This is a genomic window from Morganella morganii H1r, from assembly GCF_000633515.1.
In the GTDB taxonomy this organism is placed as follows: domain Bacteria; phylum Pseudomonadota; class Gammaproteobacteria; order Enterobacterales; family Enterobacteriaceae; genus Morganella; species Morganella morganii_B.
The window spans coordinates 184,830-198,244 of record NZ_AYMP01000004.1; the positions used below are offsets into that span (position 1 = coordinate 184,830).

Genomic DNA, 13,415 nt, shown 5'->3' on the forward strand with positions numbered 1-13,415 from the left:
CCGTGCATTCAGGGTTTGTCACCGGCTGGCGGCAGAACCGTAAAGACCCCGGCTGCCGCAGACTGCGCCTGAATCTCCCGGTCATACATGGCTTCGCCAAAGGCCGGAGGAATAGTAAAGCGCCCTGTATTCACCGGTTTTATCTGATAGATAAACTCCTGACTATCCGCCGCAGCACTGCCGTAGATAAGCACTCTGTCCTCGCGGGCATCAGTGAAGTCCGGCACCCAGCGGCGGCCGGTGCTGAACGGGAGCTGTGACAGTTGCAGGCTGTCCGCCGCTTCCGGATCCTGACGCACCACCTCAAACCCGCCCGGCAGCAGATCCGCCACCACAATATTATTCAGTCCCTGTTTGGTGTTGGCGCGGATATGCAGACGGGCATACACTTTTTCGCCCTGTGCCGCACGGGTTATCACCTCACCTTTTTCATTCAGGTAATCACGGCTGATTTCCAGCCCTTTCGCCACTGCCGCCTGCGACGGTGTGCGGTCAAAACCGGATTCTGTCACCACATACCAGGCCGGATTATCCGACGGATTATCAAAGCGGATTTCACTGACACCGTCACCGAACTTTCCGGTCGCGGAGACATTTTTCATCACCGAAATCACTTCAGGCGCTTCTTTGCCTTTCAGGACACTGATAGTGAGTTCACCGGCTTGTGCCCCGCTCTGCTGCATATGACGGCTGTAGTATTCCATTGCCAGAATACTCATGGCTGCTGAATAGGTGGTGTAACGCTCCTCTTTAAAGCGCAGCACCATGTTTTCCAACAGTTGCGGCGGGATAGCAGACACTTTTTCCGGGAAGTGACGGACAATCAGATAGAGCCGTGTGCTGTCCTGCACCAGCGGATCGAGATAGCGCCGTGTCCACCATGCTTTATTGTAAGCCGTGTTCAGGGCTTTCCACGTCGGCGCCAGCATCATATCCGCCTGTTTATCCATCTTCAGCATTTTGTAGGATGCCGCGAGATACAGCGCACCCGGGTCATCCTGCCAGGCGTCCGGATAACTGCTCTGCATCTGTGTCTGTACTTCAGCCAGCAGTCCGGTGGTCACCTCGCCCTGACGGGTCAGCAGGTAGACAGCAAAGGCGCGCATCCGCAGATCATCCTGCGTATTGAGCATCGGGTTCGCCGCCACTTTCTTCAGGTAAATATTGGCGGAGCCGAGCAGTGATTCCTGCACCGGATAACCCGCGTCCTGTGCTTCCAGCAGGAACTGCACCACATACAGCGTGACAAACGGATCGGTTTCCGGCATCGCCTGCCATTCACCGATACCACCCTGACCATTCTGCCGTGTCAGCAGTGTGGTCATGGTCTGTTGCAGCTGTTTGCGGATCGCCGCCTGTGACTGCAATGTGCTGATTTCCGGATTACGCTGACTGAACAGCAGCGGAATGGCGCGGCTGGTGATCTGCTCCGAACAGTTATACGGATAGTTATCCAGATACTGCGACAGCGCCTCACTCATCACCATCGGCGAGTATGACACCCGCGCATCCCGTTTGGCATAGTTATCAAACATCTGCCGCAGCGCCGTCACCCGTTGCTGTTTACCGTCCATCCGTCCGAGAGACGAGCGGGTGCGGTAAGCCGAGGCCGGACGGACTGACAGATTCTGCGTGCGGACTGCCGATTTATCCCCGGAAGTGACACGGAAAGTGATATCCGCCGTGCCCGGCAGCGCATTGGCTTTCAGGCGGAACGACAGTACTGCCTCTTTCTTCTCACCGAGGGTGATCTGCTCACGGCTGCTGCCGGTGATTTCCAGTGCCGGATCAGCGCTGACAGTGACATCCAGCGGCACCGCTTCGCCGCTCAGGCCGGTCAGATTATTGGCAATACCGAGGGAGACATCAAATTCATCCCCCGGGGAGACCATGGCCGGAATATTCGGCGTCAGCACAAAATCATCCCGTACCGTTGTGCTGCTCTGTGTGTGACCGATGCGGTCAGGTGAAACCGATACTGCCATCACGCGGATCTTACCGTTGAAATAATCCGGCACCTGATAATTAAAGACCGCGTCACCATCAACGGCAGTGATCCCCGACCAGTACGCTACCGGTTCATCCCGCTTGCGTTTGAACGGATTAAGATGCAGATCGATTCCTTCTCCGGCATCCCCGCCCGGTGCTGCGGTCAGCGCCATCATTTTGCTGAATTCCGGCAGGATCAGGTCAAGGATCTGGGTGCTTTTCACTTCCAGCGCCCGTTTGCGGAAGAAATAGTCGAGCGGATCCTTCAGACGGTAACGCGCCACCTGCAATATGCCTTCATCGATGGCAAAGACCACCACATTCTGCGGCGAGGTGGTTTTCACATGAACCGCCAGATTTTCACCCGGTTTCATCACGTCCGGCGATGTCAGTGAAATCCCCGCGTTAAACGCCTCATGGCTGACACGGAACGGCTGTACGCCGAAGCTCAGCGGGCTCATAAAGATTTCATCGGAGTTGATATCGCGGACAAACTGCACGTTAACATAGCCGTTGCCGGTCAGCTCTGCCGGTACGCGGATTTTCTGCACCGAGTTAGTGGTGTCCGCGCGGAACCACACCCACTGATACACTTTGTCGCGCTCAATGGTGATAATACCGCTGCCGGTGTACGGCGCGCTGACAGCAATTTCAATCTCTTCGCCCGGTTTGTATTCCTCTTTATTCAGCGTCAGCTGCAGTTCCGCATTGCGATCCAGCGAGCGGGTGATATTCGCGTTACCGGCAACGGTGTAGTCGGTTCTGTTCAGCACATTACCGTCCGCATCTTCCGCCTGTAAGATAAAGTGGCCGGGTTTCGAGGTGTTCAGTGTGAAATCTGTACCGGTGCTGCTGATGGTCAGCGGTTGTTCATCAATCCGGGTTTCTTTCAGTCTGGACTGATATTTGAAGACCCCGGACGGCTGGCGCATCAGCACCGAAATGTATTTCTGCTCCAGAAGCACCAGTTTCAGATTGCTCTTTTCAATACGGGTCAGTGACGGATCCACCGCAATCAGATTCAGTACCCGCAGTGCATCCTTACTGATGTAATCTGTGTCGCCGTCCGCTTTGATACCCACCAGCGAATCATGCGGGGAGACCAGTACCCGCGCCGCTGCCGTGACCGAACGGCCGCTGCCCGGCTCAAACGCTTCGGTGAACAGTTGTAACTGATAGGTCGCTTCGGCGTAGTTTTCCAGCCCTAACGCCAGCAGTGCGGCACCGTTTTCATCGGTGGTGCGCTCTTCAAGCTGTGTTTCAAAGTTATCCGTACTGCGGCTGTTTTCATAGAAACGATAATCCGGATACTGCGTGAATGACGGATAAACCGGCCGCATGGTCATTTTTGTCGCGATACGGCGGTTCTGCGCCGGAGTGCCGAACAGGTTCTGCACATCAACCGCTGCCTGTAATTCATCCGGTTTCACCCAGCCCTGCTGACGATCCGGTGTCAGTTTCAGCGCCACCTTCATGCTGTCCGGTTCAAACTCTTTCACCACCACAGTGGTGGTGCCGAGCAGGCGCAGATCGTTCTCATCTTTACCTTCCAGGTAGAGATAGATATTCCAGTCGCCGGTCGGGGCGTTTTCCGATGTGGTGTAGCTCAGTTCGCTGAAACCGGTGGCATCAAGAATAATCTGCTGTGAGTGCATCAGCGTGTCGCGCGGGTCGCGGATCTCCGCCCGCAGCGGGATGCCGGTCAGCGGGGTTTTCCAGTCATAGGTGCGGGTGATAAGCCCCGCATGAAAGGTTTCCCCCGGCCGGTAAATACCGCGATCTGAGAAGAGATAACTGCTGAGGGTGCGCGGATCTTCCGGGGTTTCGTCGCCGTAAATATCAAAGCGCGAGAAGTCCGGCTGGCGGTCATACCAGGCATTGACCGGCAGGAAGGAGACATCCCCCTCTTTTTCCGCCAGGAACATTACCGCCATCTGCTCATTACGGAAATCATGCAGCGGCGGGAATGCGGCGTGGCCGTCACTGCCGGTCACACGGCTCAGCAGTGTGGTGCCGTTTTTGGCCACCACCGAGACTTTCGCATCACTGACCGGCTCGCCGGTATACACGGACTGCACGAATACATCCCGCGAGCCGTCGAGGGAAGATTTCGCAATGATCCCCATATCAGTGACCACCACGAAGCGCGAATCGAGAACCGCGTCCTCTTCGTAATCCTCATCCCCTTCGTCATAGCTTTCCGCTTCCGGGGCTTCCGCCGGTTTAGCCGGATCCCACGCCCGCAGGCTCAGCAGGAATATGCCGCGTTTTGCGGACGGGTCGGCTGAGAGGTATTTGCTCAGGTCGATACCTTTGTACTGAATATCGCCGGGGCTGGCGGCTGACAACGCCGTCTGATAGGTAAAATGCTCCGTAAAGTATTCATCACTCAGGCGGTTAAAATCCGTTGAGGTAAAGTTTTTATCCTTAAAGGAGACGATGTGCTGTAACTGGCCCGGGATCACCCGTTTCACATCCAGTTGCAGGCCCGGGAAGTTACGTGCCGCGACGGTGATCTGTTTTTCACCTTTCATCGACAGCAGTGCCCCGTCTGACATAAAGCGCAGTGTTTTCGGGTAATCCGGGATGCGTACCGGCAGATAACGTGATGTTTTCAGGTAATAACCGCCCGCTGAACTCATACCGCCGGTGATTTCCACCAGCAGCCAGCGGTTGGCCGGGGCGTTATAACTGAAGCTGAATGCTGCCTGATTTTCCTGCTCGCTGTCATCCGGAGTCAGCGTGACCGGCTCTGATAAGGCAATGACTTTTTCGCTGATATCATCCGGTTTCCAGTCGTCGTAAATACCCTCAGAATGATAATCCGGGTGTTTTTCCGGCAGCAGACGGGCACGAACCGCTTTTGTGATCTGTTTTTCATTCACCGGGTCGGAGAATGACACAATCAGGGCGCGGCGATCTTTTCCGTCATCTGATTCCACCAGCTGGCTGTCAATGCCCGTCACATCCAGACTGTAGCGGTTCGGCACGATCACACGGAAGGTTTCATCTTTTTCCGTGGTATTCGCCGGAACGACCGCACCGACACCGGCTCTGACCGTCAGCAGCACTTCGCTGTCCGTATCATTGAGTGCCAGCTGCCCGGAGTGGATCCAGGCTTTGAGTTTTTTATCATCATAAGTGACGGTATACGGTACCGGCTTACCATCGCGGGTCAGCGACAGACGTGATTCCAGATTTTTGACATCAGCGGGGGCATTGAAGGTCAGGCCGATAATGGCGTGTTTTTTCATCGGATCCTGCGGATCCTGATAGAACTCCGCCCGGCCGCCGCGATAATAAAACTCAGGGGTGGTAAAGGTCTTTTGTTTCTCCGCTAACGCCACCTGCGGAGCCAGCAGTGTTTTGGCATCCATATCGACGGTGTAAGTTTTCCCCATCGGGAAGATTTTTTTCGCTGTGAATACCAGCTTGCGGTCATTACGCCACTGCCACTCACCTTCCGTTGCGGGGGTCAGAGTAATACCGGCAGTGACCGGTTTGCCGATCAGCGTCACCGGTGCGGCAGAGCGGGAGAATGTCACCACCACAATCTGCGCTGAATTATCATCACGGTTATAATTCACTGCCGAAGGGCGCTGCACAGACGCGGAAATATCCTGCACCACCAGCGGTGCGACATCCACCGGCCCGGGTTTGTTCTGGTACCAGTGCCAGGTGTAATAACTGCCCGCTGCCACCGCAGCGGTCAGCAGCAATAAGGCAAAAATGGTCTTCGGATAGCGGTTTACACCCCGCTCCAGCCGGACAAGCTGATTACCGGCAAAGGTCACCCAGCCTGGTACCGCCCAGCGGATCCGTCCGGTGAACGGGCGCAGCAGAAACCCCAGCAGCGTAAAAAGATAAACAAGACCTCGTGCTGCCAGACGCAGCAGAATAAAAGGTAAGCGGAGGATAAAACGCAGAACGTCCATGACAACATTTTCCTCTGTGTGTTGAGACTGACATCAGTTTGCCGCAGCACACAGTGAAATCCGGTTCAGCCGGAAGCTGTCAGTGCCCGATACTCTCATCCTCCATAAAACAGCCCATAAAGCAAATTATTGCATAAGGAATAATCTTAAATTACGGCCCCGCCGTGTCCGCCGGGGCCGGTTCAGGAAAAACATTATTCCAGCGCACTCAAAATAGCCTGTGCGGCTTTGACTCTTTCAGTATTCGGGTAGTTTTTATTCGCCAGGATCACAATCGCCACCTGTTTTTCCGGAATAAAGGCCACATAGGCGCCGAAACCGGTTGTCGCCCCCGTTTTATGCACCCAGGAAGCGCGGTTGTACGGCTGCACCTGATTGTCGGTTACCGGATGCGGCTGCAATGCGACTTCATTGGTCACGCCGTTCACGATCATGTCCTTCTGCTGCGGCCAATCATACATTTCCCAGCCCAGCCCCTGGTTAATCGCGGCGGTTTTATAGTAGCGGGTCTGTGCAAGATACATTGCCATTTCCAGATCCGCATTACCGGCCCGTGACGGTTCCATATTCATTTCCGCCCAGCGCAGCATATCTTTTGAGGCGGATTTCACCCCGTAAGATTCCGCATCAAGCTGTCCCGGCGACACGCGGACCGGTTTTTTGTTTTTATAGCCGTACGCATACTGACTTTGCGCGCTTTCCGGCACGGTAATAAAGGTGTGTGATAACCCCAGCGGAGACAGGATACGCGTAGTCAGTAACTGCTCATACGGCATCCCTGCGGCGTTGGCGGTCAGAGCACCAAACAGGCCGATACTGCTGTTTGCATACAGACGCATATCGCCCGGTTTCCATGACGGCTGCCACTGCTGATAGAAATGCAGCAGATCCGCACGGCTTTTCACCGCATCCGGTACCTGTAACGGCAGTCCGCCTGCGGTATAAGTAGCCAGATCGAGCAATGTGATCCCCTTCCACTGCGGTTGTGTCAGTTCAGGCCGGTATTTTGCCGCCGGGTCATTCAGGGACATCTCTTTTTTCGCCACGGAAACTGCACCCAGCACACCTGTGAAAGTTTTACTTACAGATCCGAGCTCAAATAGTGTATTTTCAGTGACCGGCTGTTTTGCCTCAACATCGGCAAAACCATAGTTGAAATAATAGGGCTTGCCCTTTACGGAAACAGCAACTGCCATCCCGGGAATATCCTGCTGTGCCATCAGCGGTTTAATGGTGCTGTCCACCACCGCCGCGACATTGTCAGCGGCGGAAAACCCCGGGGCGGAAAACGCCAGCAGGGCAGAAATCAGTGTTGCAGATAATGATTTTTTCATCAGAATTAACCTTCCGTGTGTGAGTAACGGCGGCAAGTATCGTCAGATTCGCCGGACAGAACAAACGGTTAATTATAACAAGAGCCTAAAGAAAAACTTACAGGTGGATTATGGTCAGACGTTACCTCCCCCTTAACCCGCTGCGCGCCTTTGAGGCCGCCGCCCGTCATCTCAGTTTTACCCGCGCGGCGATTGAGCTGAATGTCACCCATGCCGCCGTCAGCCAGCAGGTCAGAGTGCTGGAAGAGCAGCTCGGCTGTGCGCTGTTTACCCGCGTCTCGCGCGGGCTGGTGCTGACCCATGAAGGTGAAGGATTACTGCCGGTGCTGAATGAGGCGTTTGACCGGATTGCGGACACGCTGGAGTGTTTTTCTCACGGGCAGTTCCGTGAGCGGGTGAAAGTGGGGGTGGTCGGGACATTTGCCGCAGGCTGGCTGCTGCCGCGTCTGAGCGGATTTTATGACAGCCATCCGCATATTGATCTGCATATCTCCACCCACAATAACCACGTGGACCCGGCGGCGGAAGGGCATGATTATACGATCCGTTTCGGTAACGGCGCATGGCATGAATCGGATGCGGAACTGATTTTCAGTGCACCGCACGCCCCGCTGTGCTCACCGGCGATTGCAGAACAGTTACAGCAGCCGGATGATGTTCACCGCTTCACGCTGCTGCGTTCATTCCGCCGGGATGAGTGGAGCCGCTGGCTGGATTGTGCAGGCGGCACACCGCCTTCCCCGTCACAGCCGGTCATGGTGTTTGATACCTCACTGGCCATGGCGGAAGCGGCACAATTGGGTGCCGGAGTTGCAATTGCGCCGGTGAGTATGTTCAGCCGCCTGTTGCAGTCGGGCGCACTGGTACAGCCGTTTGCCGCTGAGATCACCCTCGGCGGCTACTGGCTGACCCGGTTACAGTCCCGCACGGAAACCCCGGCCATGCAGCAGTTTTCCCGCTGGCTGCTGAATACGGCAGCGGAGTAAAATTCACTCACCTTCCAGACTTTTTACCCGCAAATCATCGCCGTCACTGATGCGCAGCCGTTCGCTGCCGCAATGCGGGCAGCATCCGGCGTGCTGCATGATTTCGGCCTCACGGCTGCAATCCCAGCACCACGCCTGTGCCGGGATAACATCAACATGCAGTGTGCAGCCCTGCGCCACGGTATCACGGCAGGCGATATCAAAACAGAAGTGCAGCGCACTCTCCTCAACATCCGCCAGTGCGCCGACTTCCAGCCAGACATCCGTCACCCGCGTGATACCGTGCTGTTCAGCCTGCTCGCGGATAATATCCGCCGCGCTCATGCACAGGGATAACTCATGCATGCCGGGGTACCGGTTTACCGGTAAACAGCGCTCTGCGCCCGGCCATCACCGGGGCATCCGGATCGGTGACCGGCAGTGAGAGCAGCATACGCGCACTGTCATCTGCCAGCCTCATTCCTTCCTGCGGGGACAGTGTATGCGGCAGCGGCGACAGCAGCGAACACGCCAGATACTGAGATACCCCTTCCAGCTCACCGACCGTGAATGTTATGGTGCCGTACGGCAGCCGCAGGCCGATTTTTTCACTGACTTTGCGTGGTGGCCAGAGTTGATCCGGCCCCGGAAAAATCACGGCACTGAACATCCACGGCGTGATCACACACCCCGTCCACTGCCCTTCAAACAGTGTCAGTTCCGTGACATACACCGGCATCGACGGGTGCAGGAAGGTGAGATCATGCATAGTATCTGCCGCTATCTTTTCAAATGCTTCGCGGATCTGCGTTGCCGGGCTGTGCATAAAGCCCTGAATATCCTCAGACATCTGCTGTCTCCTTCTTCACCACCTCAACGCCCGATTCCCGCAGTACCGCCAGCACCTGCTGCAGTGCCGGTTCAACGGCGGCCTGCAGTCGCGGGGTCAGACCGATATCCGGCTCCAGCGAGGCCGGAACCACGCCCACCAGCGTCAGTTTGGCGGGGAATTCCCCGGTAAAACGCAGTGCAGACAACACATCAGACAGCCCCAGCTGGTGCGGGGAAATTTTATTGGTGAACAGCGCCGGCACTTCCTCATCCCGCAGAATGCGGATGGTACCCGGTGCACTTTTCGCCGTCACAATGGCATCGGTGATAATCAGATGATCCCGCCCGGCCATGCTGTCGAGCAGCTCCATCCCTGCCGTGCCGCCGTCCATCACGTCCACATAATCCGGCAGGATATAGCGCTCCGCCAGTGCTTCCGCAATATGCACGCCGATGGCTTCATCGGTCAGCAGAATATTGCCGACACCTAATACCAGAATCCGCATCACAGCACCTTCACTGATACCGTTTCACGGCCATCAACATCAACAATATGAACCGCACATGCCATGCACGGGTCGAATGAGTGGATAGTGCGCACCACTTCCAGCGGTTTTTCCGGATCGGCAATTTTCAGCCCGACCAGCGACTGCTCATACGGCCCCGCCACATTATCGTGATTGCGCGGCCCGCAGTTCCAGGTGGACGGCACCACCGCCTGATAGTTTTCAATCACACCGTCTTTGATCACCACCCAGTGCGATAACATGCCGCGCGGTGCTTCCAGGAAACCCACGCCTTTTATCACACCGGTAGCCGGGAATTCCGGTTTCACATAGGTGATGTGATCCCCGGTACCGATATTAGCGATCAGCGCGGCATACTGATGCTGCAACACCGCCTGTAATTCACAGCAGTGCACCGTACGGCCGATAATCCGCCCGAGTGTGGAATGCAGCTGTTTTACTTCCAGCGTGTTGCCGGTCAGGGTCTGATAAACCTCGATAATTTCATTCAGTTTTTCGGCTGTTCCCGGGTGTTTCGCCGCCAGTTTACAGAACATATTCGCCAGCGGACCGACTTCAACGGTTTTGCCGTACAGCGTCGGCGATTTCACCCACGAGTATTTACCATCCGGGTCCCAGCCGGTGTATTTCGGCTCGGTTGTGCCTTCCCATGGTTTTTGCGGTGCTTCATCCTGATACCAGGAGTGCGGCGAGCTTTCCTGAATCCCTTCCAGCAGAAAAGCATCCGTCTGAGAATTAATCGGGCGGAAGGTCGCTAAATCAGCGTTTTCAATGTAGCCGCCGGGAAACAGGAAACTGCCGTTTTTGCCGTCGGTCGGGAATTCCGGCGTGCTCAGGTAGTTCACCGCGCCCTGCCCGGTTTCAAACCACTGCGGGTAAAATGCAGCAATAACCGCAGTATCAATTTTATAAACCTGCTCAACGAAATCATTCAGCTTGTCGATAAATGATTTGATATACATCAGGCGTTCCAGGTTCAGCACACCGATACCGTCGAGATTAATCGGGTTTGCCACCCCGCCGACCGCCAGGTTTTGGATATGCGGCGTTTTGCCGCCCAGCAGCGCCACAATGCGGTTAGCATCGCGCTGACATTCCAGTGCCTGTAAATAGTGCGCGACAGCAATCAGGTTCACTTCCGGCGGCAACTGCATCGCCGGGTGTCCCCAGTAGCCGTTGGCAAAAATCCCCAGCTGCCCGCTCTCCACCAGGGCTTTGATTTTATCCTGTACTCTGATGAATTCCTGTGTGCTGTTGAGCGGCCAGTCAGACACGCCATTCAGCATGGCAGAGGCTTTTGCCGGATCCGCTTTCAGTGCGGAGGTGATATCCACCCAGTCCAGCGCGGAAAGCTGATAAAAGTGAACGATATGGTCATGGGTGGTGTGCGCCGCCAGAATGATATTGCGGATGTACTGCGCATTCACCGGCACATCCAGGTTCAGGGCATTTTCCACGGCACGCACTGAGGCCAGCGCGTGTGTGGTGGTGCACACACCGCAGATGCGCTGGAGGATCATCCACGCATCACGCGGATCCTTGCCTTTGACGATTTTTTCCATTCCGCGCCACATGGTGCCTGACGCCCAGGCTTTGGTGACCACACCATCATCAATTTCACAGTCGATGCGTAAATGTCCTTCGATACGGGTGACCGGATCAATCGTAATTCTCTGGCTCATGACTTGCTTGCCTCATGATAAGGGTGATCTGCGGTTTTATTGACTGCAGGGAGTATCGGTAACAGGCGGATCAGGAAAAGGTAAGCGCAGATCTCAACAGCCACGAAACCAATGGAAATTAACAGTTCTTCCGTCGCCGGGAAGTAGTGATAGCCATTACCGGGATCAAACGCCAGCAATGAATAGGCAAGACGCCATGCCGCACAGCCGAGCAGCATGCTCACCGCACCGATGTAGAGCAGACGGGAATCGCGGCGGAACGCCGGGATACTGAAGACCGCCAGTGCAATCGCCATCAGCGCGATCTCGCACCAGAACAGCACAGCGTAATAATCCCCGGCGAAAGCCAGCCCGAACTTGCCGCGATAGATAAGCTCCCCGAAGCGCAGTACCAGAAACAGCGCCATCAGCACACTGACGGTCAGTGCCAGCTTGCCGAACAGCCGTTTTTCATCGGGGCCGTTGCCTTTCAGGCCGCTCTGCACCAGCGAGCCCTCAAAGACCACAATGGAGAATCCCATAATAAAGGCGGTGAGCAGGGAGAACAGCGGCAGCATTTCATAACTCTGCCACAGCGGATAGACCTTGTGGCCTGCCGCAATCATCAGTGATCCCATCGATGACTGGTGCATAGCCGGTAACAACGCGCCGAGCGCTATCACAAAGAACAGGATTTTGTTCAGCCGCTTAAGAGAGATTTTCCAGCCCATGCGTTCACAGAATGCCGGTGCCAGTTCCAGTGCCATCACGCCGATATAAATCGTCATACAGACCGCGGTTTCCAGCAGAACGGAGTTGACGTTAAAAATCCCCGGAATAAAGAAGTTCGGCATATTCCAGTAACGACCAAGGTCAATGGTGATGGATAATCCGCCCAGCGAATACCCCAGCAGGCTTGCCAGCAATGCCGGACGTACCAGCGGGTGATATTCACCTTTATTGAATACATACACCGCCCACGCCAGCGCCCAGCCGCCGCAGGCAAAACCGGTACCGATCAGCAGGTCAAAGGCAATCCAGATCCCCCACGGATAGCCGCCGTTCAGATCAGAGACAGACCCCAGTCCGAAAATCAGACGTTTGACGATAAGCAGAACACAAAGGATAACAAGCGGTCCGAAAATGATGATCGGCTTACTGAATAATTTTCCGCCGAGGGGTTTGGGATCATGACTCATGATCATCACCTCCGTCGTGAGTGTCATTTTTGCTGTTGCGGCGCACCAGCACAGTAAGCCCGGCCAGTACCGCCAGCGGCAGGATCATCCCTTTGTACAGGGTATGCTGGATGTTTTCGGAGCGGGCGCCGGTGGAGAGTTCAGCCAGTTCCGGCAGTTGCAGATTCTGATACGGCACGCCGGTCAGTACCATCACCTGCGTTCCGCCGCCCTCTTTTTCGCCGTACAGATGCGGGTAATAGGAAGGCACGGGATGGTTGTAGTTGTCGCCGGTTTTCAGGGTCTGGCGCGGATAGGCGTATTCCTCTCCGGCTGTCAGCCCGAGGCGTTTTTTCGCTTCACTCATCAGATCTTCGCGGGAACCGAAGATGATAGCGCCGGTCGGGCAGACATCCACACAGCCGGGCAAACCACCTTTATTAAGCAGTTCAACGCCTTTCTGGTTGCACAGTTCGCATTTGCTGATCGCCCCGAACGGGTTATCGTAATCGTATTTCGGTATATCATACGGGCAGCCGACCATGCAGTAGCGGCAACCGGTGCAGATATCTTTGTCATAATGCACAATACCGGTGACCGGATGCTTTTTCAGCGCACCGACCGGGCAGACAGAGACACAGTTCGGATCAACACAGTGCATACATTGTTTCTTGATGTAGGCATAACCGTCTTTTTCCTGATCTTTGTGTTCACCGCTGCCGCTCGTCCATACCTGGATAATGTTATTGGTGTACGGTGACAGCTTGTCATTGTTGGACCACGTCTGCGCCCCGTCCGGATTACGGCCGGGGAAATTGATATCCTGACATTTGGTCACACACGCCTGACAGCCGACACACAGGGTGGAGTCATACAGCATGCCCGATGCACCGGGGATCGGCGGGCGGTTCTCCGCCGCCGCATGGCTCACGGATGTATTACCTAACAGTAATGCTCCGCCGGAAGCCGCTTTAATAAAGTCACGCCTGTTCACA

General features: G+C 55.5%; 9 protein-coding genes. 1 reads left to right on the forward strand and 8 read right to left on the reverse strand.

Annotated elements, in window-relative coordinates:
- Positions 1-8 precede the first annotated feature (8 nt).
- Both U868_RS0101770 and U868_RS0101775 read right to left on the reverse strand, forming a co-directional pair.
- Positions 9-5,924, reverse strand: a complete 5,916-nt coding sequence (locus tag U868_RS0101770; protein WP_025151789.1) for an alpha-2-macroglobulin — start codon at positions 5,922-5,924, stop codon at positions 9-11.
- 194 nt (positions 5,925-6,118) lie between these two features.
- A complete protein-coding gene (locus U868_RS0101775; RefSeq protein WP_025151790.1) occupies positions 6,119-7,258 on the reverse strand; it encodes a class C beta-lactamase DHA-12 in 1,140 nt (379 codons plus the stop codon).
- Between the two features lie 110 nt (positions 7,259-7,368).
- Between U868_RS0101775 and ampR the strand changes: the two genes are divergently transcribed.
- A complete protein-coding gene (gene ampR, locus U868_RS0101780; RefSeq protein WP_025151791.1) occupies positions 7,369-8,244 on the forward strand; it encodes a LysR family transcriptional regulator AmpR in 876 nt (291 codons plus the stop codon).
- A 3-nt stretch (positions 8,245-8,247) separates the two neighbouring features.
- On the opposite strand, the gene hypA is transcribed toward ampR, so the two are convergent.
- From hypA to hybA, 6 genes are read right to left on the reverse strand one after another with little or no spacing between them, the layout of a single operon-like run.
- A complete protein-coding gene (gene hypA / locus U868_RS0101785) occupies positions 8,248-8,589 on the reverse strand; it encodes a hydrogenase maturation nickel metallochaperone HypA (RefSeq protein WP_025151792.1) in 342 nt (113 codons plus the stop codon).
- Positions 8,582-9,073 (reverse strand): hydrogenase-2 assembly chaperone, encoded by a 492-nt coding sequence (gene hybE / locus U868_RS0101790; RefSeq protein WP_025151793.1) that lies wholly within the window; start codon positions 9,071-9,073, stop codon positions 8,582-8,584. Before hybE ends, hypA begins: the two co-directional genes overlap by 8 nt.
- Positions 9,066-9,560: a HyaD/HybD family hydrogenase maturation endopeptidase gene (locus U868_RS0101795; protein ID WP_025151794.1), complete on the reverse strand. Its 495-nt coding sequence runs from the start codon at positions 9,558-9,560 to the stop codon at positions 9,066-9,068. Before U868_RS0101795 ends, hybE begins: the two co-directional genes overlap by 8 nt.
- Positions 9,560-11,263: a hydrogenase 2 large subunit gene (gene hybC, locus U868_RS0101800; protein ID WP_025151795.1), complete on the reverse strand. Its 1,704-nt coding sequence runs from the start codon at positions 11,261-11,263 to the stop codon at positions 9,560-9,562. The genes U868_RS0101795 and hybC overlap by 1 nt, the downstream gene beginning before the upstream one ends.
- Positions 11,260-12,441, reverse strand: coding sequence for a Ni/Fe-hydrogenase cytochrome b subunit (gene hybB, locus U868_RS0101805; RefSeq protein WP_025151796.1), 1,182 nt, complete (start codon positions 12,439-12,441; stop codon positions 11,260-11,262). The genes hybC and hybB overlap by 4 nt, the downstream gene beginning before the upstream one ends.
- Positions 12,431-13,414 (reverse strand): hydrogenase 2 operon protein HybA, encoded by a 984-nt coding sequence (hybA, locus tag U868_RS0101810; protein WP_025151797.1) that lies wholly within the window; start codon positions 13,412-13,414, stop codon positions 12,431-12,433. The genes hybB and hybA overlap by 11 nt, the downstream gene beginning before the upstream one ends.
- Between the last annotated feature and the right edge of the window lies 1 nt (position 13,415).